At 34.4% G+C, this 25,739-nt stretch carries 22 protein-coding genes and 1 tRNA gene; 13 read left to right on the top strand and 10 right to left on the bottom strand.

All coding sequences use genetic code 11. The annotated features are described in order from the left end of the window. Positions 1-84: 84 nt before the first annotated feature. Positions 85-495, bottom strand: coding sequence for a DUF4293 domain-containing protein (locus L3X39_RS12385; RefSeq protein ID WP_237232146.1), 411 nt, complete (start codon positions 493-495; stop codon positions 85-87). A gap of 187 nt (positions 496-682) precedes the next feature. Between L3X39_RS12385 and rho the strand changes: the two genes are divergently transcribed. Beyond that, entirely contained in the window at positions 683-2,278 is a 1,596-nt protein-coding gene (rho, locus tag L3X39_RS12380; protein ID WP_237232144.1) for a transcription termination factor Rho, read from the top strand. Positions 2,279-2,359: 81 nt separating this feature from the next. On the opposite strand, the gene L3X39_RS12375 is transcribed toward rho, so the two are convergent. The 6 genes from L3X39_RS12375 to proS form a co-directional block, all read right to left on the bottom strand. Further along, complete coding sequence (locus tag L3X39_RS12375; protein WP_237232142.1) at positions 2,360-2,947, bottom strand: YceI family protein; 588 nt, start codon at positions 2,945-2,947, stop codon at positions 2,360-2,362. A gap of 109 nt (positions 2,948-3,056) precedes the next feature. Next, positions 3,057-4,322 (bottom strand): hypothetical protein, encoded by a 1,266-nt coding sequence (locus tag L3X39_RS12370; RefSeq protein WP_237232141.1) that lies wholly within the window; start codon positions 4,320-4,322, stop codon positions 3,057-3,059. 29 nt (positions 4,323-4,351) lie between these two features. Next, positions 4,352-4,897 carry a YceI family protein gene (locus L3X39_RS12365; protein WP_237232140.1) on the bottom strand — a complete coding sequence of 182 codons (546 nt, stop codon included), beginning with the start codon at positions 4,895-4,897 and terminating at the stop codon, positions 4,352-4,354. Between the two features lie 240 nt (positions 4,898-5,137). Continuing rightward, the gene (rpsT, locus tag L3X39_RS12360) at positions 5,138-5,389 is read right to left on the bottom strand and encodes a 30S ribosomal protein S20 (RefSeq protein WP_237232139.1); all 252 of its coding nucleotides are present in this window, start codon (positions 5,387-5,389) and stop codon (positions 5,138-5,140) included. A 26-nt stretch (positions 5,390-5,415) separates the two neighbouring features. Next, positions 5,416-5,487, bottom strand: a tRNA-Glu gene (locus tag L3X39_RS12355). Between the two features lie 147 nt (positions 5,488-5,634). Further along, positions 5,635-7,113: a proline--tRNA ligase gene (gene proS, locus L3X39_RS12350; protein WP_237232138.1), complete on the bottom strand. Its 1,479-nt coding sequence runs from the start codon at positions 7,111-7,113 to the stop codon at positions 5,635-5,637. 98 nt (positions 7,114-7,211) lie between these two features. Between proS and L3X39_RS12345 the strand changes: the two genes are divergently transcribed. From L3X39_RS12345 to yidD, 6 genes are all read left to right on the top strand, one after another. Continuing rightward, positions 7,212-8,351 (top strand): hypothetical protein, encoded by a 1,140-nt coding sequence (locus L3X39_RS12345; protein WP_237232137.1) that lies wholly within the window; start codon positions 7,212-7,214, stop codon positions 8,349-8,351. A 30-nt stretch (positions 8,352-8,381) separates the two neighbouring features. After that, positions 8,382-9,890, top strand: a complete 1,509-nt coding sequence (locus L3X39_RS12340) for an OmpP1/FadL family transporter (protein ID WP_237232136.1) — start codon at positions 8,382-8,384, stop codon at positions 9,888-9,890. A 282-nt stretch (positions 9,891-10,172) separates the two neighbouring features. Beyond that, a complete protein-coding gene (gene folE, locus L3X39_RS12335) occupies positions 10,173-10,850 on the top strand; it encodes a GTP cyclohydrolase I FolE (RefSeq protein WP_237232134.1) in 678 nt (225 codons plus the stop codon). A gap of 102 nt (positions 10,851-10,952) precedes the next feature. Next, positions 10,953-11,315, top strand: coding sequence for a four helix bundle protein (locus tag L3X39_RS12330; protein ID WP_237232133.1), 363 nt, complete (start codon positions 10,953-10,955; stop codon positions 11,313-11,315). A gap of 13 nt (positions 11,316-11,328) precedes the next feature. Continuing rightward, the gene (gene cysS / locus L3X39_RS12325; RefSeq protein WP_237232132.1) at positions 11,329-12,813 is read left to right on the top strand and encodes a cysteine--tRNA ligase; all 1,485 of its coding nucleotides are present in this window, start codon (positions 11,329-11,331) and stop codon (positions 12,811-12,813) included. A 79-nt stretch (positions 12,814-12,892) separates the two neighbouring features. Further along, positions 12,893-13,117 (top strand): membrane protein insertion efficiency factor YidD, encoded by a 225-nt coding sequence (yidD, locus tag L3X39_RS12320; protein ID WP_237232239.1) that lies wholly within the window; start codon positions 12,893-12,895, stop codon positions 13,115-13,117. 241 nt (positions 13,118-13,358) lie between these two features. On the opposite strand, the gene L3X39_RS12315 is transcribed toward yidD, so the two are convergent. After that, entirely contained in the window at positions 13,359-13,985 is a 627-nt protein-coding gene (locus L3X39_RS12315) for a luciferase domain-containing protein (protein WP_237232131.1), read from the bottom strand. A 354-nt stretch (positions 13,986-14,339) separates the two neighbouring features. Then, entirely contained in the window at positions 14,340-15,800 is a 1,461-nt protein-coding gene (locus L3X39_RS12310) for an aminoacyl-histidine dipeptidase (protein WP_237232130.1), read from the bottom strand. Between the two features lie 73 nt (positions 15,801-15,873). Here L3X39_RS12310 and L3X39_RS12305 point away from each other — a divergent pair, with 73 nt between their 5' ends. The 3 genes from L3X39_RS12305 to L3X39_RS12295 all read left to right on the top strand — a co-directional run bounded on the left by L3X39_RS12305 (position 15,874) and on the right by L3X39_RS12295 (position 21,302). Further along, complete coding sequence (locus tag L3X39_RS12305; RefSeq protein ID WP_237232129.1) at positions 15,874-16,941, top strand: DUF3810 domain-containing protein; 1,068 nt, start codon at positions 15,874-15,876, stop codon at positions 16,939-16,941. Between the two features lie 74 nt (positions 16,942-17,015). Next, positions 17,016-19,988, top strand: a complete 2,973-nt coding sequence (locus tag L3X39_RS12300; RefSeq protein ID WP_237232127.1) for an amidohydrolase family protein — start codon at positions 17,016-17,018, stop codon at positions 19,986-19,988. Positions 19,989-20,000: 12 nt separating this feature from the next. Further along, the gene (locus tag L3X39_RS12295; protein ID WP_237232125.1) at positions 20,001-21,302 is read left to right on the top strand and encodes an amidohydrolase family protein; all 1,302 of its coding nucleotides are present in this window, start codon (positions 20,001-20,003) and stop codon (positions 21,300-21,302) included. A 37-nt stretch (positions 21,303-21,339) separates the two neighbouring features. Here the strand turns inward: L3X39_RS12295 and L3X39_RS12290 are convergent, their stop codons facing one another. Further along, positions 21,340-22,131 (bottom strand): DUF6503 family protein, encoded by a 792-nt coding sequence (locus tag L3X39_RS12290; RefSeq protein ID WP_237232123.1) that lies wholly within the window; start codon positions 22,129-22,131, stop codon positions 21,340-21,342. 79 nt (positions 22,132-22,210) lie between these two features. On the opposite strand from L3X39_RS12290, the gene L3X39_RS12285 reads away from it, so the two are divergent. The 3 genes from L3X39_RS12285 (at position 22,211) to L3X39_RS12275 (ending at position 25,620) form a co-directional block, all read left to right on the top strand. Then, the gene (locus L3X39_RS12285; RefSeq protein ID WP_237232122.1) at positions 22,211-23,005 is read left to right on the top strand and encodes a TrmH family RNA methyltransferase; all 795 of its coding nucleotides are present in this window, start codon (positions 22,211-22,213) and stop codon (positions 23,003-23,005) included. A 4-nt stretch (positions 23,006-23,009) separates the two neighbouring features. Continuing rightward, the gene (locus L3X39_RS12280; RefSeq protein ID WP_237232121.1) at positions 23,010-24,242 is read left to right on the top strand and encodes a M48 family metallopeptidase; all 1,233 of its coding nucleotides are present in this window, start codon (positions 23,010-23,012) and stop codon (positions 24,240-24,242) included. Between the two features lie 136 nt (positions 24,243-24,378). Next, the gene (locus tag L3X39_RS12275; protein WP_237232119.1) at positions 24,379-25,620 is read left to right on the top strand and encodes an alginate lyase family protein; all 1,242 of its coding nucleotides are present in this window, start codon (positions 24,379-24,381) and stop codon (positions 25,618-25,620) included. Positions 25,621-25,739 lie beyond the last annotated feature (119 nt).

The following is a 25,739-nucleotide window of genomic DNA, read 5'->3' as shown; positions in this document are numbered from 1 at the left end:
CAAATTCACTCGAACTGACAGTATAAAAAAACCCAAAGCTTTCACCTTGGGTTTTAACGCACTAATACTACTAAGATGTTAGGTTTATCGCAATCTATCAACAGATTTTACAAGATCTTCATCCTTCTTGATGGCCTTATTGGCTAATGCCAAAAACACGATAGAAACAATAGGGAGAAGCATCCCAATACCTTTCTCAGAAACCGCCGTTTCTCCAGATACATTTAGAGATTGATACACGAAAAATCCTAGTAAAAAAAAGTTTAATATGATGTTAAGGCGTCCCAACATAAATTGAGACTTCCTGTTTTTGTAACGAAATATAGAAACTATTGAAAAAAACGCCGATGTTAAAAAAGCTGCAAATACATAATCGGTATGGTTTGCAAATACTTTTACACCATCTTCGGTTTGCCACAACTCAAACACATAGATTAGCCCGCCAGAAACTCCAGCAGCTAATAATAAATATATAGTTTGAATACGTTGTAACATACTTTTTTTAAAAACTAGACCGCAAAAATAATAGATTTACTGCAAAAAAATAAAATAAAGTTGTATAATTGCAGTAATAATTCACAACAATCGCAATAACAAGCGGTTAATCTTCAGAATAAAAATCATTTTTTTTTCAGAATAACACCAAGATTGTATTCAAAATAAAATATTCAATTAAACATCAATGTTTGAAATTTCACAACTAAAAGAGAAGAAGCTCTCTGATTTACAAGAGATTGCAAAAAAATTGAACGTATCTAAATATCGTTCATTAAAGAAAGAGGACTTAGTTTACCAAATATTAGACCAACAAGCTGCAGACCCAAGTACTGTGAAAGCTGTTGTAGCTCCCGCTGAATCTACTGAAACTAAACCAAAACCGAAACAAAGAGTACCAAGGCAACGTGTACAAAAACCGGCTCCTAAAGCTCCTGAACAAAAAGAAACAGCTCCTGCAAACGATGCTAACGAAGTAGCAGCAAAAAAACAAGAGCATACACCCAAAGCGGATAAAGCTCCGAAGCCACAAAACGATAACCAACAAAAGCCTCACCAGAGAAGTCATAATAACCCACAAAAAAATCAGCATAAAAACCAAAAAAATGGTAATGTAGATACAGGAAATAAAGATAGCAGAAATCGTTATCGCGAACCTGATTATGAGTTTGATGCCATTATACAAAGTGAAGGTGTTTTAGATATTATGCAAGATGGTTATGGGTTTTTACGCTCATCGGACTATAACTATTTATCATCACCTGATGATATTTATGTATCGCAATCGCAAATTAGATTGTTTGGTTTAAAAACGGGTGATACTGTTTTAGGTCATGTAAGACCTCCAAAAGAAGGTGAAAAATATTTTCCTTTAATAAAAGTGAGTAAAATTAATGGTCAGAAACCCGAGGTTGTTAGAGACCGCGTGTCTTTTGAGCATTTAACACCTTTATTCCCAAAAGAAAAATTTACCCTTGCTGAAAAGCAAAGTACTATTTCTACTCGAATTATGGATTTGTTCTCTCCCATTGGAAAAGGGCAACGTGGTATGATTGTATCGCAACCTAAAACGGGTAAAACTATGTTACTTAAAGATGTTGCTAATGCCATAGCGGCGAACCATCCTGAGGTTTATCAAATGATTTTATTAATTGATGAACGTCCTGAAGAGGTTACCGATATGCAACGTAACGTACGTGGTGAAGTAATTGCTTCTACCTTTGATAAAGAAGCACACGAACACGTAAAAATTGCAAACATTGTTTTAGAAAAAGCAAAACGTTTGGTAGAATGCGGACATGATGTTGTTATATTATTAGACTCTATTACGCGTTTAGCGAGAGCTTATAATACCGTACAACCAGCATCTGGTAAAATATTAAGTGGTGGTGTAGATGCGAATGCACTACACAAACCAAAGCGTTTCTTTGGTGCTGCTCGTAACATTGAAAATGGAGGTTCTTTAACCATTATTGCTACGGCACTTACTGAAACTGGTTCTAAAATGGACGAAGTGATTTTTGAAGAATTTAAAGGAACTGGTAATATGGAACTACAATTAGATAGAAAAATATCGAACCGTAGAATTTTCCCTGCTATCGATTTAACATCTTCAAGTACGCGTCGTGATGATTTATTATTGGACGACAATACGATTCAACGTATGTGGGTAATGCGTAAATACCTTGCAGATATGAATCCTGTTGAAGCTATGGAGTTTATTAACGACCGCTTTAAACAAACAAGAAACAACGAAGAATTTTTAATATCCATGAATGGATAATGCGACTAACTAAACATTAAACTGAAAAGCCTTAACTTTTATGTTAAGGCTTTTTTTATTTATAATTAGAACTTCATAATCTTAATACTCTTTTACAACCAATTGAAAATTAACATCAATCATATCTTTTACTACTATAAGGCCTAAGGCTTTTGTTGGAGGTTCTAAATTAAAGTCACAAATATTCAAGCTTAAAACGCCTTCTATCAATAATGTTTCCTCGCCTTTCAATTGAACAGGAATGCTACAAGATTTTGTAACTCCCGCAATTGTAATATCTAGGAAGGCTAGTACTTTATTTTTGTTGTTTGCATCCTTGCAAATTTCTTTTAATTTAATTTGTGTGTTTGGATACACATCCGATTTTAAAAGTTCTTGAAAATCACTATTTATTGCTTTACCTCCACAATCAAAGCAATTGTTTTCTAAAACCAATACCGTATTATCAAAAACCATTTTATCATCTATCTTTTGAAAAAAAACAGGGATAGGTTTCTTTAATTTTAAAATATCAAATTCACACTTAAAACTATTAATATTGGTTTTTCCTTTGATAAGCAATTTACTTTCAGGAGTAATTAGTACCGTAGTATTGCCTGTTAACACAACTGAAAAAGCTAGTGTTAACATTATAGAGATTAAAAGCAATATTTTTTTTACGTTGTTCATTTTTTTGATTTGTATTTTCTACATCGCAAAATTAAAGTAAGTCTTAAAGTACATTTGTTGTTGTTTTTGAAGTACACCTTTAAGACTTACTTTATCATTTTTTCATTCGTTAGAAACTTATTACAGCTTCAGCCATTAAGCCATTAAATTTGCCTTCATCAAAAATACTTGCGGCATTATAGCCGTCATGCTTTTGGGTTACATATTCTAATTTCAGCAATATATTATTGGTCATAAACCATCCAGCTCCTAACTGAAATCTTGATATTTCAATATCATCACCATTTGCTTCTTCGGCATCTACTTTATTATAACGGGTTCCTAAGTAAAAGTTTTCGGTGTTACCAAATCTGTAAATTAGTTCACCAGCAAACTGTTTTGCAGTTCTTCTTTCTGTTTCGGTATTTCTTCTACCTTTTGATGTTTCAATAGTTCCGAAAAATTCTAATCCACCATATTTTAAGAATGGATTTATCATAATAGCAGTAACTTTATTTCCAAAGTTAGGATTGTAACGACCAGATCTAAAGTTTCCAGAGGTACTAGCATCTTCAGCTTCTAACACCAAATAGTAACGAGAACCGGTTCTGTCTGCGCTATATAAATAAGAGGTTCTAACTGCTCCCGTATTGTAAAGAGATCCTGTTAATCTGAAACGGAAGTCATCATTAAATTGTTTGTCATAACCCAATTTAGCTAAGAATGAAGCGCCTCCAGTATCAGGATTGTCAACCGCTTGATTTAATTTACCATTAGTAAAGCCAACCATTCCTAAAAATCCGCTGTCACATTGATAATACAATTCTGCTCCTACTTCAGTTGTAAACCCATCCATGATTAAGTTTCCAACAAATGGATTATAAATAGTTTGAGCATTATCACTTCTTCTAAAGTGAGCATCACCATAGTTGTTTTCCATATGACCTATTTTAATAGTGGCATTCTTCATGAAATTACTCAAGAATCCTTCACTAATAAAGTCTAATTTATCAATTTGGAAATACCCTCCTTTTACATAAGGCTCTGGGTGATGACGTGAAGAAAGATAGGTACGTAAATGCATTCTAATACCATCATACAATGCAACATCTAAGTCTAAATTGGCTGTTGCCAAATTAAAGTTAGTTCCAATTTCTTTTAATGCTACTGCTCCAGAATTTTCATGGTCTAAAGACTGAAATTGTAAAGTTGAAGAACCACCTACTCTTACTTTAATATCGGTAAAAGTTGAGACCGTATCTTTTGGTGCTTCAAACACGTTAATTCCATTTTTATCTGGCTGTCTATAATTATCTAATGTTCTATTTTGAGCATAAAAACTAGTTCCTACTAATAAGGTTATAAACAGTATACTACTTTTGATTAAATTTTTCATGAGTTCTTACTTTTAGTGTATTTATTAAGTTATTTATAAATTGTTTTAAATTTTATTGTGATGTCGTCTCCTGTGGTTATGGTACCCAGTAAAGCTTTTGGTGGTTCTATGTTAAAGTCTGTCATTTTAATAGCTTTTTCACCAGTTAATATGACTTTGCCATTTACAATTTCAAGACTAAATTGCATAGGAACTAACTTTTTTACATTAGCAATGGTTAAATTACCCGTGCACTTTAACAAAAACTTACCTGTTTCTTTTTTTACAATATCTTTTACTTCAGCAAGTTGAAAAGTTATTGTTTTATGCGAATCGGTTTTTAAAGCTTTATAAGTGTTTTTATCCATAGACTTTTTACCACTTTTAAGGCTTTCTGCTATTACTTCAAAATCACATTTTCGCAAGTCGCCAGTTTCTGTGCTTACAAATACGATTTTACCGCTCATTGTTTCCGCTACAACGTGCCAATCGTGTAAACTTGAAGTTCCAAAAACTGTTAATGAAGATTCTTTATTATTTAAAGTGAATTCTTGCGCTTGAAGCACATTTGAGATTGTAAAGAGCAATACAATCAAGCTGATAAATTTTATACTTTTTATTGTTTTAATCGTTCGCATAGTATTTAAGATTAATATTACTATGCAAAGTTCTACCGAAACAAAATAGTATTATATGATTTTTGTCATATATGAATTTATTGAAGAAAAAAATTCAACAATTATATTTAAACTGGTAAGAAAAATTGAAGAAATAATTGAATAAAAAAAGCCTCTCATTTCTGAGAGGCTTTTGAATATTTTAAACTTTAATTTGCATTAGAGTGCAGCAACGTGTTTTGCTAAACCAGATTTAAGGTTTGCAGCTTTATTAGCATGAATGATATTTTTCTTTGCTAATTTATCAATCATTGAAGTAACTTCAGGATACATAGCTTCAGCCTCTTTCTTGCTTGTTAACTCACGTAATTTTTTAATAGCGTTACGAGTCGTTTTATGCTTGTATTTATTAACCAAACGTTTTGCTTCGCTACTTCTAATTCTTTTTAATGCTGACTTATGATTTGCCATTTGTTTTTTTATTTTTTTAAAAATTGTAGCCCGTAGGGGAATCGAACCCCTCTTACCAGGATGAAAACCTGGCGTCCTAGCCGATAGACGAACGGGCCATTTGTTTTAAGCATGCAAATTTATAATACAATATTTAAACTTACAATACTTTTCAAATAACTTACAATGTTTCCATTGCGGATGCAAAAATACAACTATTTTTAAATGTTGCAAGTGCTATATAATCTTTTTTTAAAAAAAATTATTTAGTACGCTTTTGCAAACAATACTCTACGTTTTGAAGGCTTACCAGAGTACACACAAACACCATCTTCTGCATCTCCGTCTAACGGAATACATCTTATGGTAGCTTTTGTTAGCTCTTTAATTTTATCTTCCGTTTCGGCAGTTCCATCCCAATGCGCAGATAAAAAGCCTGTTTTGGTATTTAAAACTGTTTTGAATTCTTCAAAAGTATCAACTTTGGTAATATGACTATTTCTAAAGTCCAGAGCTTTATTAAACAAAGAGTTTTGAATCTCCTTCATTAAGGATTCAACTTTATCTACTAAACCATCTAATGGTACAACCTCTTTAGTTAATGTATCTCGTCGAGCTAATTCTACGGTTCCATTTTCTAAATCTCGTGCACCTATAGCAATTCTTAAAGGAACACCTTGCAATTCATGCTGTGCAAATTTGGCTCCTGGTCTTAAAGTATCTCTGTTATCAAACTTTACTGAAATATGTTTACTACGTAAATTTTTCATAATACCATTAACCACTTCAGTGATGGCATCAAGTTGTTCTTCACTTTTATAAATAGGCACTACAACAACTTGATTTGGTGCTAAATTAGGAGGTAAAACCAGTCCGTTATCATCACTATGTGTCATTATTAATGCACCCATTAATCGCGTAGACACACCCCAAGATGTTGCCCAAACATAATCTTGTTTACCTTCTTTATTGGCATACTTTACATCAAACGCCTTTGCGAAATTCTGACCTAAAAAGTGAGATGTTCCGGCTTGTAACGCCTTTCCATCTTGCATTAAAGCCTCAATACAAAATGTTTCTTCGGCACCAGCAAAACGTTCGCTCTCGCTTTTTAATCCTTGCACCACTGGAATAGCCATGAAATTTTCAACAAACGTAGCGTATACATTGTTCATTAATCTCGCTTCTTCCAATGCTTCTTCTTTTGTTTCGTGCGCGGTATGACCTTCTTGCCATAAAAATTCGGCAGTTCGTAAAAAAAGTCGGGTACGCATTTCCCAACGCACCACATTAGCCCATTGATTTATTAGTATAGGTAAATCTCTATACGATTGAATCCAGTTACGGTAAGTATTCCAAATAATAGCCTCACTCGTTGGTCTTACAATAAGTTCCTCTTCTAACTTAGCTTCTGGATCTACTCGTAGCTTACCTGGTTTATCAGGATCGTTTTGCAACCTGTAATGAGTAACAATTGCACATTCCTTAGCAAATCCTTCAGCGTTTTTCTCTTCAGCTTCAAACAAACTCTTAGGCACAAATAATGGAAAATAAGCATTTTGATGCCCTGTTTCCTTAAACATTCGGTCTAATTCTGCTTGCATTTTCTCCCATATAGCATATCCATAAGGCTTTATTACCATACAACCCCTTACCGCAGAGTTTTCCGCTAGGTCTGCTCTAACAACTAATTCGTTATACCATTTTGAATAATCTTCCGCTCTACTAGTAAGTTTTTTACTCATATCTCTATTTTGGCACAAATATTGTGATTATCTTAACAAAAAAATAGTTCAGCAAAACTAACTATTTTTGTTATGTTCAACAATAAAATTATATAGATATGCAATTTAACAACTACTTAAGAACAAAAATGCCATTTGTGGCCTTGGTAGGATTTATTCTTACCTTAGCTTCTTGTGGTTCTTATCAATATGTTGGTGTTGATAATGATGGTATTTATGGTGCAGAACCTATTACCGTGGAACAAAGAGGTAATACGACTGTTGTTGAAGTGCCAAACGAATCAAATAGTTCTTATTATAAAAACTATTTTAAAACCAAATCTATTGAGTCTGATAATTTATATGCAGATGGTGCTATTTTCACTGATATTGATGCTTACGAAAGCGACAATTATATTGAAAACGATAGCATAAACAATAATTATAATGGTTATGCTGGTTGGGGTCAAAACAGCAATAGCGTAACCATCAATTACATTGACAACGGTTGGAACAACTGGGGCTGGAACGCAGGATTTAGCTGGGGTTGGGGCTGGAACCGATGGAACCGTTGGGGATGGAACAACTGGGGCTGGAACAATTGGGGATGGAACAATTGGGGATGGTACGATCCTTATTGGGGTCCATACTACGGTGGCTTTTATGGAGGTTGGGCTTATAATCCATGGGGTTTTAGAAACTATGGCTACTATGGATATAATAGATTCAATAATAGATACTATGGAAACAGGTATTATAGTAGAAATGCTTCTTTCAATGCAAGCAGAAGAGGTAGCTATTATGCAAGAAATTCTATAAACTCGAATACTAACAGACGTAGTTCTGTAAATTCTAGAAATACAAATACAAATACTATTTCAAAATATAATACTTCACGAAGAAGAAGTAGTATAAGCTCTAATAACACAACTGGTGTTAGAAGAGGTTATAATTCTAATGGAACGCGTGCCAACACTTCAACTATAAGAAGATCAACAGGCGTTACAAGAACACCTTCTACAAACTCAACTACCAGATCATCGTCTTCAAATATAAGACGTAGTTCTAGTACAGTAAACAGACCTACTACGAGTAGAAGTTCAGGGAATAATAATTTCAGCAGAAGATCGTCTTCAAGAAACTCATCATACACTCCAAGCAGGAGTTCAAGATCATCATCTTCAGGTTCAACTACGCGATCATCTAGCAGTGGTAGAAGTAGTTCAGGATCTTCGGGTGGAGGAAGAAGACGCGGTTAATTTTTTAATTAAAGAAACAAAAGTTTAAATATGAAAAAGTTACATTTACTATTCATAGGTATGCTATCTATGTCTACAGTTTACGCACAAGACATTAGTGATGCACTAAGGTTTTCGCAAAACGAAATTCAAGGAACGGCTCGTTTTAGAGCTTTAAGTGGTGCTTTTGGAGCCTTAGGTGGCGATATGAGTGCTGTTAGTTTAAACCCCGCAGGTTCTGCAGTTTTTGCTCAAAGTCATGCCTCTTTTACCGCGTCTAATACAGACATTCAAAATAATACCAATTATTTTAATGGCTTAGGAGCAACAAACGAATCGCATTTTGATATCAGTCAAGGTGGTGCCGCTTTTGTTTTTGCCAATAATAGTGGTTCTCCATGGAAAAAACTTGCGCTTTCGGTTGCCTATGATCAAACCAATAATTTTAATGATAACTGGTATGCAAGAGGAACCAATACTAATAATCAATCCATTGATTTATATTTCTTAAACTATGCCGATGGTATACGATTAGGTGATATTTCGTTGTTAGATGGTGAATTTATAGAAGACGCCTACAGAGACATAGGAGAAGTATTTGGTTTTGCACATCAGCAAGCCTTTTTAGGGTATCAATCTTTCATTCTAGAACCAGATGCTGATGATGATGATAATACTACCTATTTTTCTAATCTTGATAATGGGACTTTTGATCATGATTATACCTACGCAGCTACAGGTTACAATGGTAAAGTCACGTTCAACTTAGCCGCTCAGTACGAAGACAATCTGTATGTAGGCTTAAACTTAAATTCACATTTTATTGACTACCAAAGATCTACTTTATTATTAGAAGATAATGCTAACACAAACTCGCTTATTACTCAAATAGATTTTGGAAATACATTATCAACTAGAGGTAACGGATTTTCGTTTCAGTTAGGTGGTATTATGAAATTAAGTCCGGAGTTTAGAGTTGGTCTTACTTACGACTCTCCTACTTGGTTTACTATTGAAGAAGAAACTACACAGTTTATAGATACCAATTTAGCTGACCCTGATATAACTTTCATAGCCGATATTGTAAATATTTATCCTAGATACAGACTGCAAACACCTGCTAAGGTAACGGGAAGTTTAGCTTATGTATTTGCAAATCAAGGTTTAATTAGTTTCGATTATTCTAAAAAAGATTACGGCAAAACAAAATTTAAACCTACTAGTGATGCTTATTTTGCTGATCAGAATGAGATTATGAGCAACGTATTTACCGATGCCTCTACCTATAGAATTGGTGGTGAGTACAAACACAAACAATTTAGTTTTAGAGGTGGTTATCGTTTTGAAGAAAGCCCGTATGCTGATGGTGTAACTGTAGGTGATTTAAATGGATTTTCCCTTGGTATTGGTTACAACTTTGGCAACACCAAACTAGATATTACGTACGATGAAGCAGAACGCTCGTTTGAAAGACCATTATACAATGTAGGTTTAACGGATGCAGTTTCTATTGATAGAAAAAATTCAAATATTACTTTATCCTTAAGTTTTAATATTTAATACTATTAATCCACAATAAAAAAGCTTGAACCCTAAAACGTTCAGGCTTTTGTGTTTATACGTAATTATTCGTACTAAACTTAGACTAATGCTTAAAATTACCGCGTTAGGGATTGAAGCAAGCTACCATGTAGCGCAAAAAGCCCGACCTGTTTATTCTGAACTTGTTTCAGAAACAGGGAACGCCCAAATTATGAATTACTAATTAATTGTTTGTTAAGATAAATCATAACAAAACTGATTTGTTTATCTTTGCAAACTTAATTCGTTACTTTTTAACAGATGAAAATTAACAACGACATTGAAGAATATGACTCTTTAGGAGATGACCACGTTGGAACGTCATCAAATACACCACTTCGTTTGGATGCTTTTAAGTTATCGAATGAAGAAAAAATAGATATCATAAAGGATGATGTGCGTCATATTATGGAAACCTTAGGGCTTGATTTATCAGACGATAGTTTAAATGGTACACCAAATCGTGTGGCTAAAATGTTTGTAAAGGAAATTTTTGGTGGTTTAGACCCTAAGAAAAAACCAAGTGCATCCACTTTTGAAAATAAATATAAGTACGGTGAAATGCTAGTTGAAAAAAACATTACTGTTTATTCTACTTGCGAGCATCACTTATTACCTATTGTTGGTAAAGCACACGTAGCTTATATTTCGAATGGTACTGTAGTTGGCTTATCTAAAATGAACCGAATTGTTGATTATTTTGCAAAACGACCACAGGTACAAGAACGATTAACTATACAGATAGTAAAAGAACTTCAAGAGGTATTAAATACGCAAGATGTTGCTTGTGTTATTGATGCAAAACATTTATGCGTAAACTCAAGAGGTATTAGAGATATTGAGAGTAGTACTGTAACATCAGAATTTGGAGGAAAGTTTAAAGACAAAACTGTAAGAAGAGAGTTTTTAGATTACATAAAGCTAGAGACTAAATTCTAAATATGGGTGAGTTGTTTAGTCGTTTGTTGTTAAGTTGCAACTAAAAAATAAACTTTTCATATGAAAGATAAACGACTCAACAACAAACAACTAAAATAAAAAATGCATACATATTCTTTTGAAAATTTAGATGTTTGGAAAGAGTCCATAAAACTTGCAAAAAACATTTACAATCAAACAAAATTTCTTCCTGATGATGAAAAATTTGGTTTAATTTCTCAAATGCGAAGAAGTTCTGTTTCTATATCTTCTAATATTGCTGAAGGCACCTCAAGGTTAACAAAAAAAGACAAAGCCCATTTTATGACAATGGCTTACAGTTCTACACTAGAATTATTAAATCAAGTAATAATTTCAAAAGAATTAGAATTTATTTCTGAGGAAAACTATAAAAATATTAGATTTGAAGTTGAATCGGTGACAAACAAGATTAATGCTTTACGAAATCATTTTTTGAAATCCTGACGACTTAACAGCTATGCAACTTTACGAAAAACAATCAATTAAAATATACAATTCACTTACTGGTACAAAAGAAACCTTCAAACCAATTAATGAGGGACATGTTGGTATGTACGTTTGTGGACCTACCGTTTACAGCAATGTGCACTTAGGTAATGTGAGAACTTTTATGTCTTTTGACGTTATTTTCAGATATCTTAAACATTTAGGATATAAAGTGCGCTATGTTCGTAATATTACGGATGCTGGACACTTAGAAAATGATGCCGATGTTGGTGAAGATCGCATTGCTAAAAAAGCCCGTTTGGAGCAAATTGAGCCTATGGAAGTCGTGCAACGTTACACCGTTGATTTCCATAATATTTTAAACACCTTTAACTTTTTACCGCCTAGTATTGAGCCCACTGCTACCGGACATATTATTGAGCAAATAGAACTTATAAAAACTATTATTGATAATGGTTTTGCATACGAAGTAAATGGCTCGGTATATTTTGATGTACATAAGTTTAATGAAACACATGACTACGGAAAATTAAGCAAACGTAAGCTAGAAGATTTAATTCATAACACGCGTGAGTTAGACGGACAAAGTGATAAAAAAAATCCGCAGGATTTTGCACTTTGGAAACGTGCCGAACCTCAACACATTATGCGTTGGCCTTCGCCTTGGAGCGATGGTTTCCCAGGTTGGCACTTAGAGTGTACTGCTATGAGTACTAAATATTTGGGTGAACATTTTGATATTCATGGTGGTGGTATGGATTTAAAATTTCCGCATCACGAATGCGAAATTGCACAAAATGAAGCCGCAAAAGGACAAACACCTGTAAACTATTGGATGCATGCCAATATGCTAATTATGAATGGTAAAAAAATGGCTAAATCTACAGGCAATTATATTTTACCAAATGAGATTTTTACAGGCGATAATAAAAATATAACTAAAGCATTTGCGCCTAGTGTTGCACGCTTTTTTATGCTTCAGGCACATTACAGAAGCATTTTAGATTTTACAAATGATGGCCTATTAGCCAGCGAAAAAGGCTTTTACCGTTTGATGGATGCTATAAATCTTTTGAAGGATTTAAAGGCTTCTGAAAAATCATCGTTAGATATAAATACATGGAAACAGAAATGTTATGATGCTATGAATGATGATTTTAATTCACCCATTCTTATAGCTCATTTATTTGAAGCTGTTAAATATATCAATCAGATAAAAGAAGGTTCTGAGAGTTTAAATGCAGAAGATTTAGCAACTTTAAAAAGTACGATTAACGCTTTTGTTTTTGATATTTTAGGATTAGAAAACGAAACATCAGCTAATGAAACTGGAACCGATAAACTTTCTGGTGCTGTTGACTTATTAATTAAATTACGACAAGAAGCCCGCGCCAATAAAGATTTTGCCTTATCTGATAAAATTCGTGATGAACTAGCAGAAGTAGGTATCCAACTTAAAGATGGTAAAGACGGTACAACATTTTCTGTAAACTAAACTAGTTAGTAGTTGAGTCGTTTGTTGTTAAGTTGTTAGTTATTTTCAACTTAACAACAAACAACTCACAAATAACAATATTTTGAAAAAATTCCTCATTGCACCGTTTTTGTTTTTGATAAAAGTGTATCAATTACTGATATCGCCTATAACGCCTGCAACGTGTAGATATCAACCTACTTGTTCCCATTACTCTAAAGAAGCACTACAAAAACATGGTTTAATAAAAGGTGGTTGGCTGGCATTAAAGCGTATTTTTAGTTGTCATCCTTGGGGTGGTTCGGGATATGACCCTGTGCCTTAAAAACACTTGATTTTGTAAAAATTTTCAGCTACCTTCGTTTAACTACTGATATAAACCACATGTGCTGAACTTCTTTCAGTATTAAAAAAGTTTATATCATTGCATTGCCTACCATATGAGAACACCTTCGTTGCGAAATCAATCCATACTCAATTACAATCTGCGGAAAAATAACATCTATTGGAATTTCAAATGACCCTGAAGCTGCATTTGTTAAACGGGTTAGAATTAAATAGTCTCATTAATAAAAATCAGTAGCCAATAGGTTTTGTCCTGTAACATAGTTATACCCATCAACAATAAGTTGAAATGTTACATCAAGTTCATCAAAGGATTGTGGGGTATAGAGCATGACGAAGCCATCCCATCCTAACAAATTTTGTACTGTAAAAGGATGAAAAATTGCCCAACAGGTTTCAACCGCTTCATGACTCCGGGAAGGCTCTAAAAAGATGTGTAAACTACCATCATCATGTATATGGCCAAATTCTCGACCGTCTATTATTGCGTCAGGTACAATCACGGTCACTTCTTCGGTTAACCACAAACTCCGCCATCCTGCAATAACTGATTGACGATTCTCAATTCCAGGTATGGAATAAACTCTTCGAAACAACTCATCATTGACTTCAGGTACTAGTTCTACTCCAATTTGAATGTGCGGTATATCAGTAGTTGTTTCAGGACGAGAACCAGGTCGCTGAGGTAATTCCACGGAGTCAACTACATCAACTACAATATCAATATTTACAATATCATTATCTATTTTGGAAGCATCGTTGCTACAAGAAATCGTTATTATGAAGGTTAGTATTATTTTTAATATGTTGATTCCTCCATTTCTTAATATGTTGAGTGATGTGACCAACCAATTTTCAGTTAATAGTGTACTTAAAGATATGCAAAAAGTTATGGGATCACAAATAAAACTTGATTATTAATTTATGAAGAATTCAATTTTAAATATTCTTCGCATAGTGATTTTCATAGAGGAGCGCTCATGCCACTGCACAAGCAAAAAGATGTAAAGAGGATGACTTACCAATGCTAAAAACAGAATAGAAAAATAGTAGCCGGTAACAATGTATATAATTAATTGATATATAAGCAGTAAAATCAATATTAGCGGTTATAAACAAAGTAAATTATAGACCGAAAGTAACGTTCTTTTAAAGACCCAACGCTTCATATACTTAATGCTAAACGAACTTACCAAATAAAGTTATTTTTTAGGTATCTCCTTTAAAATTTCTAAAACAAATTTCCAATATTTTTGCACTGACGAAATTTGTGCACGTTCATCTGGCGAGTGAGCGCCTTTAATATTGGGTCCAAAACTAATCATATCCATATCTGGATAATTTTGCCCTAAAATACCACACTCTAAACCGGCATGACATGCTGCTACATGCGGCTTTTCTCCGTTTAAATCTTCATACAGCTTTCGCATTACTTTTAAAATAGACGAATCCATATTGGGTGTCCAACCTGGGTAATCTCCAGAAAACTCCACTTCACAACCCGTTAGCTCAAACGTAGCACGAAGCGTATTGGCTAAATCCATTTTAGAACTTTCAACTGACGACCGTGTTAAACAGCAAATTTTAATTTGCCCATCCTTTACAATTACACGTGCTATATTATTGGATGTCTCAACCAAATCAGGAATATCAGCACTCATTCTATAAACACCATTTAGTGCAGCATATAATGCTCTTGTTAAACCTTCTTGAACTCCCAAATCCATGATGGTTTTTGGAGTTTCACATTTAGAAATTATAACTTCTAAATTAGGTTCCATGGTTTTTAATTCTTTCTTAATAACCTCAGCATGCTGTTTCATTTCAGATACAAATCCCTTATCATGCATAGCATCAATAGCCACTAAAGCTTTACTTTCGCGAGGAATGGCATTTCGTAAACTACCACCATCAATTTCGGAAATTCGCAATCCGTATTTCTCAAAACCGTCAAACAATAAACGGTTCATTATTTTATTGGCATTTCCTAAACCTTCATGTATTTGCATCCCAGAATGACCACCTTGCAAACCTTTAACCGTGATAGAATAACCAATTTTAAATTCTGGTGTTTCCTCCTCATTATAAGTTCTGGTAGCTGTTACGTCAATACCACCTGCACACCCTACGCCTATTTCATCATCTTCTTCGGTATCTAAATTCAATAATATCTCTCCTTTCAACAAGCCACCTTTCAACCCTTTTGCACCAGTCATTCCCGTTTCTTCATCAATAGTAAATAAGGCTTCAATTGCTGGATGTTGAATATTGGTGCTTTCTAAAATTGCCATGATAGTAGCAACACCTAAACCGTTATCTGCACCTAAGGTTGTGCCTTTTGCTCGAACCCAATCGCCATCCACATACATATCAATACCCTGTGTATCGAAATCGAAAACAGTATCGTTATTTTTTTGATGCACCATATCTAAATGCGATTGCATAACAATGGTCACTCTATCCTCCATTCCTTTGGTGGCAGGCTTTTTTATTATAACATTACCAACTTCATCTTCAATAGTTTCTAAACTTAAATTTTTTCCGAAATCTTTCATAAAAGCGATGACACGTTCTTCTTTTTTTGAAGCACGTGGTACAGCATTTAAATCGGCAAATTTATTCCAAAGTGTTTGTGGTTGAAGTTGTCTTATTTCTGAATTCATAACATTATTTATATAGTTCAACAAAGGTAGTTAATCTGAACAGGAATTATAAACATTTCCTTATTTTTGAAACATGTTGAAGAACAAAAAAACCATTATAGCCTTATCGCTAATTCCACAGTATTTATTAATAAAGTTACTATCTCATTTTCCAGAATTTGTTGAAAGGTTTTACAGCAATGGTTTTTATCAATTTACATCGAAACTATTCAGATATGCATTAGGCTGGTTGCCATTTTCATTTGGCGATTTCGTGTATGCTTTTGCTATCATCTATATAATCAGATGGATTTATGTAAACCGTAAGCGCCTTAGAAAAGATACTAAAAACTGGATTAGAGACGTAGCCGCAGCAGCATCTATAATATATTTTGCGTTTCACTTGTTTTGGGGGCTTAACTATTACCGTTTACCCTTACATGAAAACCTTAATTTAAACGCAGACTATACCACCGAGCAACTTATAGCTGTGACTGAAAAATTGATTGAAAAGTCTAATCAAATTCATGCCGAAATTCAGGAGAACGATACTTTAAGAGTTGAAATCCCATACGGTAAAGGAGAAATTATAGAACTTGCTCCAATAGGCTACGAAAACTTAAAAACTACTTTTCCGCATTTGGAGTATCACCCAAAGAGCATTAAAAAATCATTATTTAGTTACCCTTTAACCTATATGGGCTTTAGTGGGTATTTAAACCCTTTAACTAATGAAGCACAAGTTGATGGATTAATACCTTCGTTTAAATTTCCAACAACGTCTTCCCATGAAATTGCACATCAATTAGGATATGCTGCTGAAAATGAAGCTAATTTTATTGGATGTTTAGCCGCTATAAACCATGACGACATATATTTTAAATATTCCGGATACACTTTTGCTTTACGTTTTTGCTTAAATGAAATATACAACCGTGACGAATGTTTATTTGAAGATATGGTAGCCGATGTAAATACCGGTATTTTAAAAAACTACGAAGAAGTTAGATTGTTTTGGGAAGCACACCAAAATCCTATTGAACCTTTTTTTAAAATATTTTATGGTAATTTTTTAAAAGCCAATAAACAGAGTAAAGGCATGGAAAGTTATAGCTACGTGGTAGCACTTTTAGCTAACTATTTTGATGAAAAATCTTTATAAAAAGTTAAATTTTCTTAAGAATTCGTTAATCAAATCCTAATTTCTCTATTTTTAGCCAAAACTAATTCAAAACTATGGTTAAAAAACTCCTCCTTTTTACTGCGTTTATATTTTCAATCGCAGTAAATGCCCAAGATTATTTCCCCAAAAATGATGGTGTATCAACTACAAACAATAATTACACCGCTATTACAAATGCTAAAATTTATGTAACCCCAACTCAAATTATAGAGAAAGGAACTTTACTGATTAAAGATGGTAAAGTTGTTTCTTCTGGAACTTCGGTTGAAATTCCGAAGAATTCAGTTATCGTCGATGTAGACGGTAAAAGCGTTTACCCGTCTTTTATTGATTTGTATTCAAGTTTTGGTGTAGAGCAACCTAAACGCTCAACAACAAGAGGTAGATCGGCTCAATATGATGCGACTAGGACTGGTTATTATTGGAATGACCATGTAATGCCTGAAAACAAAGCCATAGAAAAATTCAATTACGATTCTAAAGCCGCCAATGAATTGCTGAAAGCTGGCTTTGGAGTTGTTAATACGCATATTCAAGACGGAATCGTAAGAGGTAGCGGCTCCTTAGTTGCTTTAAATAATGAAGGCGGTAATGAGCATAGAATTTTAGATCAAAATTCTGGTCAATACTTATCATTCAGTAAAAGTGTTACATCAAGTCAGTCATATCCAGCTTCAATTATGGGAAGTATGGCTTTGTTGCGCCAAATGTATATTGATGCAGATTGGTATGCTAAAGGGCATGTAAAAACAAAAGATTTATCATTAGAAGCTTTAAACAGCAATAAGTCGCTAGTTCAAATTTTTGATGCTGGTAGTAGAGCAAATATTATGAGAGCCGATAAGGTTGGTGATGTTTACAATATTCAATATGTGATGCTTGGTGGCGGTAATGAATATGAACGCATAAGTGATATTAAAAATACAAATGCTAAACTTATTCTACCTATTAATTTTCCAGACGCTTATGATGTTGAAAATGCGTATTTAGCTTCAGAATTGTCTTTAAGCGATATGCGGGCATGGAATCAAAAACCATCAAACCCTAAAATATTAGCAGAAAACAATATTGCCTTTGCTTTAACGACACATGATTTGAAATCTCCCAAAGAATTTAAATCAAATCTTTTAAAAGCGATTGACGCGGGTTTATCAAAACAAAAAGCATTAGAAGCTTTAACAACAATACCTGCTCAAATAATTGGAAAGTCTGATATTATTGGTTCTCTAAAAAACGGAAGTTTAGCTAATTTTTTAATTACTTCTGGAGATATTTTTGATGAAAAAACAACCCTTTATGAAAATTGGGTTCAAGGTACAAAAACGGTTATTGAAGATATGACCAAAAAAGATATAAGAGGTAACTATGAGTTTGCATTATTGGGTGATACTTATAAAATGTCTATCAGCGGTGAACTTAGTAAGCTTAAATCTGAAATAACAACTCAAGAAAAAAAATTAGGCTCGAAAATAACCTATTCAGATGATTGGGTTAATATCTCCATGACCACTGTTGATTCCACAAAACAAGAATTTATTAGAATTGTTGCTAACGTCGATAAAAACATGGTGTTAAATGGAAAAACAATACTTCCAAATGGTAATGAAGTTTCATTTTCAGCAATACCATCTATACTTAAAAACAAAACTGAATCTGATAAAAAAGAAGACGATAAAGCATCCCATACTTTTATACCGGTATCGTATCCAAATATGGCATATGGCTTTAATGAGCTTCCAAAAGCTGAAACTATTTTATTTAAAAATGCTACGGTTTGGACTAATGAAAACGAAGGTGTTTTAGAAAATACCGACGTTTTAATTAAGAATGGAAAAATAGCTAAAGTAGGTAAAAACCTATCGGATGCTACTGCAACAGTCGTTGATGCCACCGGAAAACATTTAACTGCGGGTATTATTGATGAACATTCTCATATTGGTACGGACTCTGTGAATGAAGGTGGTCAAAACTCCTCTGCAGAAGTAACTATTGAAGATGTTCTTGATGATTCGGATATAAACATTTACAGAAATCTTGCAGGTGGTGTTACATCTATTCAAATTCTTCATGGTTCAGCAAACCCTATTGGTGGTCGTTCCGCTATTATAAAACTAAAATGGGGAGAATCTGCAGACAACCTTGTTTATAACAACTCACCACAATTTATAAAATTTGCATTAGGCGAAAACGTAAAACAGTCACGGGCACAAGTTAATATGCGATTTCCTCAATCTAGAATGGGCGTAGAACAAGTTTTTGTTGACTATTTTAATAGAGCTAAAGAATATGATGCTTTAAAGAAAAGCGGTAAGCCCTACAGAAAGGATATAGAACTAGATGTATTAGCAGAAATTTTAAACAAAGAACGTTACATAAGTTGTCACTCTTACGTTCAAAGTGAAATTAACATGCTCATGAAAGTGGCTGACAAATTCAGCTTTAATATAAACACGTTTACACATATTTTAGAAGGCTATAAGGTTGCTGATAAAATGGCAGAACACGGTGTTGGAGGTTCTACCTTTAGCGATTGGTGGGCTTATAAATACGAAGTTAATGATGCCATACCTTACAACGCTTCTATTATGCATAACGCAGGTGTAACCGTTGCTATTAATAGTGATGATGCAGAAATGTCGAGAAGATTAAATCAAGAAGCTGCAAAATCTATTAAATATGGCGGTGTGGGCGAAGAAGATGCTTTAAAATTTGTAACCTTAAACCCTGCAAAACTGCTTCATATTGATAATCGAGTAGGTAGTATTAAGGTTGGTAAAGATGCTGATGTGGTGTTGTGGACCGATCATCCCTTATCTATTTATGCAAAAGCGGAAAAAACCATCATTGAAGGCGTCACCTATTTTGATTTAAAACGTGACGAAATGCTACGTGCTAAAATTCAAGAGGAGAAAAGCGAACTTATTAATATGATGTTGCAAGCTAAAAATAAAGGCTTAAAAACGCAACCGGTTAAAAAGAAGGAAAAAGAGCTATTGCATTGTGATTCAATAGATAATGAATTTTAAAAACTAGATAATATGAAAATTTTACTTACATATATTTCAATGTTGTGCTCTTTAATCGTAATAGCTCAACAAACACCAGCTCCTAAACAAACTGAAACAATTGCCATTGTTGGAGCAACCGCCCATATTGGAAACGGCACCACAATAGAAAATAGTTTAATTATTTTAAAAGATGGAAAAATATCTACTATTGTAGACGGTAAAGTTGCAAAAATGGACTTAACCGGAATGAACATTATAAAAGCGACTGGAAAACATGTATATCCTGGTTTTATAGTACCCAATTCAACACTAGGACTTGTTGAAGTTGATGCAGTAAAAGCATCGGATGACGAAACTGAATTAGGTTCATGGAATCCTCATATAAGAAGTTTAATCGCCTATAATGCCGAGTCTAAAATAGTGGAATCGATGCGCCCTAACGGTGTATTATTAGGTCAAATTGCGCCAACAGGTGGTCGCATTTCTGGAACTTCATCGATAGTGCAATTTGATGCATGGAATTGGGAAGATGCTGCTATAAAAACCGACGACGGTATACACATGAATTGGCCTAATAGCTTTTCTAATGGTCGTTGGTGGTTAGGCGAAGAGCCAGGTTTAAAGCCTAATGACAAGTACGGTGAGCAAGTGACAGAGATTGAAAAATATTTTAATGACTCAAAAGCCTACAATAAAGGCACTAAGACTAAAACCCATTTGCCTTTTGAAGCATTGGCTGGTATCTTTAGTGGTTCTAAAAAACTTTATATCCATGTTGATGACGAAAAAGGCATCATTGATGCGGTTAATTTTTCTAAAGAGAACGGTGTTAAGCATATGGTGATTGTAGGCGGTAGAGAAACTTATAAAGTCGCCGATTTATTAAGTCAAAATAGCATTGCTGTTTTATTAAGACGTACGCTTTCATTACCTAGTCATACGGATGATGATTATGACTTGCCTTATAAATCTGCAAAACCATTGGTAGATAAAGGCGTTTTGGTTGCTTTACAGGTTACAGGAGGCGGTATGGAACGCATGAACTCCAGAAACTTACCTTTTTATGCCGGAGCTACAGTTGCACATGGACTAACAAAAGAACAGGCACTGCAACTTATCACATTAAATACAGCCAAAATTTTAGGAATTGATGATTCCTATGGGTCCTTAGAATCAGGTAAAAGCGCAACCCTTTTTATAAGTGAAGGCGATGCGTTGGATATGCGAACTAATATAATAACCCACGCTTTTATTGATGGTAGGTTATTGAGTTTAGAAACGCACCAAACCGAGCTTTGGAAACGCTATTCTGAAAAATTTAAAAATCAGTAACAAAAAAAAGCGAGCTAAGTAGCTCGCTTTTTTTTAATTATTCAACTAATTCAGCGCCTTCAGGAACTTCGAACATTTGTTGATTTGGTTTCTCTTCTGAAAGTTTTACGTCTGTAAACTGTAAGTCGTTACGCTTGGTTGTTGGCAAACCGTTCTCATAATTATACCAACTAAGTGTTTCAGGAAGTAACAACCCTTCAACATTATGCCAATTACTATAATTTATAAAATGAAATTCTTTACTTTTTTCTTTTGAAAAGTAAGTCACGGTGTATCCCAACCAGGTCATTTTATTGGTTTCTGAATCATAGTATAAAATATATTCATCTTCTGGTGACTCACCTACTCCACTTTCATATGAAATTTTGATACCAGGGTAGCTCTTACCTTCAAATATTAATGGTTCTGCTTCATCATACATAATACCATCATCAGCTAAAACAAAAGGCATTGCATAAAAATAGAACATTAAATTATAGTAAAATCGAGGGTTTCCTTTATAAGCTGTTGTATCTTTTGATTGTAACCAAACATCTTTTCCGTTAAAACCAATGCTATGTTTTGGCATCATTATTAATGAATTTCTGTTTTTTAAATCGGTCGTGGTTACCTCATTGCCATCAGGTTTAGTCATAGTAAATTCAAGGGATTTCATGGCATTCCAAGTATCTAAACCACCATGTGCTTCAAAAATTTTAGTTATGTTTTCAGGGTAAATACTGGTTGTTACGTCTAATTTTTCCTCCGAATAATTTGTAGTATTTTCAGTTTTGTTCTTGCAAGACATTATTAACAGTAATAATGATAAAATCAATAATTTAATTTTCATGATATATGTTTTTGGTTTATCCCTTTGACGAAGTTAATAGATAATAATTACATCAAAAGAATTACTTTTGTTTGGGAATATGAAAAACATAACAAGCACACAAAACGCATACATTAAACAACTGGTTCAGTTGAAAGACAAATCGCGTGAACGCAAAAAAAGTGGGTTGTTTTTAATAGAAGGTGAACGTGAAATTAGTTTAGCCTTAAAAGGAGGCTATGAGCTGGAAACCGTGCTTTTTAATCCTGATATAATTTCTGAAGAGAAAATTAACCAGCTAATAAATGACAATATTCAAGTAATTGAAACTTCGGCAGATGTTTACCAAAAATTGGCTTACCGAAGCACAACAGAAGGTATTATTGCAGTTGCTAAAAGTAAAAATCACAATCTACATGCATTGCAATTTAAAACGGAAACACCGTTGGTTTTAGTAGCCGAAGCTCCAGAAAAGCCAGGTAATATTGGCGCTATATTAAGAACCGCCGATGCCGCAAATGTGGATGCTGTTATTATTGCAAACCCGAAAACTGATTTGTATAACCCTAATATTATTCGCTCTAGCGTGGGTTGTGTTTTCACCAATCAAATTGCAGTGGGTAGCACTTCAGAAATAATTTCGTTTTTAAATTCTAAGCATATTAATATTTATTGTGCTGCCTTACAAGCTTCGGTTGCATACCATACGCAAGATTTTACCAATCCAACCGCAATAGTTGTGGGTACCGAAGCTACAGGATTAAGTAATGAATGGCTAGAAAACTCATCCCAAAATATTATTATTCCTATGCAAGGTAAAATCGATTCCATGAATGTTTCGGTTGCTGCCGGAATACTTATTTTTGAAGCTAAAAGACAAAGAAATTTTAAATAACTATATGACCTCAAATACACTATTTTACATCATAATTGCAATAATCATCATCAATTTTATAGTTGATAAAGTTATAGATTCATTAAATGCCCAACATTTTAATGATAAACTTCCAAAGGATTTGCAAGACGTTTATGATGAAGCTGAATATAAAAAGTCGCAAAAATACAAAGCCACAAACTATAAATTTGGAATCTTAACCTCATCATTTTCTGTGGTATTAACACTCGCTTTTTTATTTTTTGATGGTTTTGAATTTGTGGATAACATAGCAAGAGGTTTTAGTGAAAACCCAATAATTATCGCTTTAATTTTCTTTGGTATAATTATGATAGGAAGTGATATTTTAACCATCCCTTTTTCATATTACAGCACCTTCGTAATTGAAGAAAAGTTCGGGTTTAATAAAACAAGTGTACAAACATTTTTCTTAGACAAAATAAAAGGTTGGTTAATGATGGCTATCATTGGTGGTGGTATTTTAGCTTTAGTCATTTGGTTTTATCAGGCTACAGGAAAGCACTTCTGGTTATACGCTTGGGGCTTAATGGCCATATTTACATTATTTATGAATATGTTTTACTCTAAACTTATTGTGCCTTTATTTAACAATCAATCGCCGTTAGAAACAGGAAGTTTACGAGATAAAATATCAAAATATACTGAGACTGTTGGTTTTAAACTAGACAAAATTTTTGTGATTGACGGCTCGAAACGCAGTACAAAAGCGAATGCCTATTTTTCAGGATTTGGTAGTGAAAAACGGGTTACTCTTTATGATACATTAATCAATGATTTGGATGAAGACGAAATAGTGGCTGTTTTGGCCCACGAAGTGGGGCACTACAAAAAGAAGCATATTATTTTTAACTTGTTTGCCTCTATTTTATTAACTGGGTTAACACTTTATATCTTGTCTTTGTTTATTTCCAATCCGTTATTATCGCAAGCCTTAGGAGTTGAAACACCAAGTTTTCATATTGGGTTGATTGCTTTTGGATTATTATACGCTCCTATTTCTGAAATTACAAGTTTAATAATGAATATATTCTCAAGAAAATTTGAATATCAAGCTGATGACTATGCTAAAAGCACATATAAAGCTGAACCTTTAATTACATCGCTTAAAAAACTATCAAAAAATAGCTTAAGTAATTTAACACCACACCCTGCCTATGTGTTTATGCATTATTCCCATCCAACACTTTTGGAACGGATTGAGAATTTGAGGAAGTAGAAAAGTAGTTTTATGGTTTGTTAGGAGCTTGATTTTACACGGAAAATTAACTAACTTCGTTTACTTGTTCTGAACTTATTTCACTATTAGAAAAGTTCATATCATTGCATTGTAGCCAATTAAAAACCCGAAACCAATGAATATATTACTTAAGCTACGTTTCCACAACCTTTTGTTGTCATTCTTATTAATACTAAATTCAGCATTCGCTTTTACCCAAAACAGGGAACCTAATACCACACCACCCTTGCTGATTGGTCAAGGCGACCAACTCCTGCGAGTAAAAGCAGGACTTGCAGTAGGCAATCCTAATTTAGTCGCAGCCTTGAAAGAAGTCGTTGAATACGCCGATACCGCGCTTGAGCAAGCTATTGTCAACGTAGTTGACGAGGGAGACTTACCGCCTAGTGGCAACCCACACGACTACTACAGCTATAGTCCTTATTGGTGGCCAGATACTGAGAATCCAGAGGGTCCTTATATATGGCGTGACGGAGAAGTAAATCCCGATCGTATTACTTCAGACGTCTCACGGATGGAAGCTATGGTTGACAGAGTTACGTCTCTGGTACCCGCTTGGTATTTCACTGGCAACAAGCGCTATGCAGAAAGCGCTGTTGAGCAATTACGCGCATGGTTCCTAGATCCTAAAACGAAGATGAACCCTAATGTGCAGTTCGGTCAGAAACGCCGTGGTCACAACTATAATAGTCCATCGGGAGTCCTAGAGGCATGGCGTATGCACTGGGTGATTGATTGCGCGATTCTACTGGAATCCTTTCCAGGATGGACAGAAGAGGATGCAAACGCATTGCGGAGTTGGTTTAACCAATTTGCAACCTGGATGGTGGAAAGTCCCGAAGGTATCGAAGAATCCATGCAACCGAATAACCATGGTTCCTGGTACAATGCTCAACTCATTCTTTACGCACTGTATGGAAAAAACTTTGATTTGGCACGAAAACAACTTGATGACATGCCAACACGAATATTTTCCCAGGTCTTCATCGATGGCCGCCAACCACAGGAGCTCATCCGCACCCGGTCGCTAAACTACAGTATTTTCAATGCTCGAGCTCTGATTACTGTGGCTCGCCTTGGTCGCCATCTCGACTACGACCTATTTGCCTATCGCAGTTTAGAAGGCCGTTGCATAGCACTCGCAGTCGACTATATGACGCCATTTATCCTCGGTGAGAAAGAATGGCCTATAAAGCAAATTCGATCCCATAGCAATGACAGCGCAGCACGTTTATATTGGGATGCGGCAAATGGTTTTCAGGATCGCAAATACGCGAATGTGTTGCATAACCTGCCAGAATCTCCTCTTCCATCGGCCATCGTGCAATTACTCGATCCATTGCCTGAAGGCTGGTAAATCCTGCTTGTTCTAAGTATTCAAGACGAGTCCATTTTCTGATCAGAACAGTTGACTTAATACAGTGACAATAAAAGTGTATTGAGGAAATGAGGTTGACGAGCTTGTGGATAAATTGA

It is taken from the genome of Flaviramulus multivorans (assembly GCF_021728415.1).
Taxonomy (GTDB): domain Bacteria; phylum Bacteroidota; class Bacteroidia; order Flavobacteriales; family Flavobacteriaceae; genus Sabulilitoribacter; species Sabulilitoribacter multivorans.
Note: the sequence above shows the minus strand (reverse complement) of the source record. Positions and strands in the feature narration are given on the sequence as shown.

Excerpts from the sequence above, each read along its gene's own strand:
- L3X39_RS12330 (WP_237232133.1), top strand. The coding sequence starts at position 10,953 with ATGCATACATATTCTTTTGAAAATTTAGATGTTTGGAAAGAGTCCATA.
- L3X39_RS12285 (WP_237232122.1), top strand. The coding sequence starts at position 22,211 with ATGAAAAACATAACAAGCACACAAAACGCATACATTAAACAACTGGTT.
- L3X39_RS12305 (WP_237232129.1), top strand. The coding sequence starts at position 15,874 with ATGTTGAAGAACAAAAAAACCATTATAGCCTTATCGCTAATTCCACAG.
- L3X39_RS12385 (WP_237232146.1), bottom strand. The coding sequence starts at position 495 with ATGTTACAACGTATTCAAACTATATATTTATTATTAGCTGCTGGAGTT.
- L3X39_RS12295 (WP_237232125.1), top strand. The coding sequence starts at position 20,001 with ATGAAAATTTTACTTACATATATTTCAATGTTGTGCTCTTTAATCGTA.
- L3X39_RS12300 (WP_237232127.1), top strand. The coding sequence starts at position 17,016 with ATGGTTAAAAAACTCCTCCTTTTTACTGCGTTTATATTTTCAATCGCA.
- L3X39_RS12370 (WP_237232141.1), bottom strand. The coding sequence starts at position 4,322 with ATGAAAAATTTAATCAAAAGTAGTATACTGTTTATAACCTTATTAGTA.
- folE (WP_237232134.1), top strand. The coding sequence starts at position 10,173 with ATGAAAATTAACAACGACATTGAAGAATATGACTCTTTAGGAGATGAC.
- L3X39_RS12280 (WP_237232121.1), top strand. The coding sequence starts at position 23,010 with ATGACCTCAAATACACTATTTTACATCATAATTGCAATAATCATCATC.
- L3X39_RS12340 (WP_237232136.1), top strand. The coding sequence starts at position 8,382 with ATGAAAAAGTTACATTTACTATTCATAGGTATGCTATCTATGTCTACA.
- L3X39_RS12345 (WP_237232137.1), top strand. The coding sequence starts at position 7,212 with ATGCAATTTAACAACTACTTAAGAACAAAAATGCCATTTGTGGCCTTG.
- L3X39_RS12275 (WP_237232119.1), top strand. The coding sequence starts at position 24,379 with ATGAATATATTACTTAAGCTACGTTTCCACAACCTTTTGTTGTCATTC.
- L3X39_RS12375 (WP_237232142.1), bottom strand. The coding sequence starts at position 2,947 with ATGAACAACGTAAAAAAAATATTGCTTTTAATCTCTATAATGTTAACA.
- cysS (WP_237232132.1), top strand. The coding sequence starts at position 11,329 with ATGCAACTTTACGAAAAACAATCAATTAAAATATACAATTCACTTACT.
- rpsT (WP_237232139.1), bottom strand. The coding sequence starts at position 5,389 with ATGGCAAATCATAAGTCAGCATTAAAAAGAATTAGAAGTAGCGAAGCA.
- proS (WP_237232138.1), bottom strand. The coding sequence starts at position 7,113 with ATGAGTAAAAAACTTACTAGTAGAGCGGAAGATTATTCAAAATGGTAT.
- L3X39_RS12310 (WP_237232130.1), bottom strand. The coding sequence starts at position 15,800 with ATGAATTCAGAAATAAGACAACTTCAACCACAAACACTTTGGAATAAA.
- L3X39_RS12290 (WP_237232123.1), bottom strand. The coding sequence starts at position 22,131 with ATGAAAATTAAATTATTGATTTTATCATTATTACTGTTAATAATGTCT.
- rho (WP_237232144.1), top strand. The coding sequence starts at position 683 with ATGTTTGAAATTTCACAACTAAAAGAGAAGAAGCTCTCTGATTTACAA.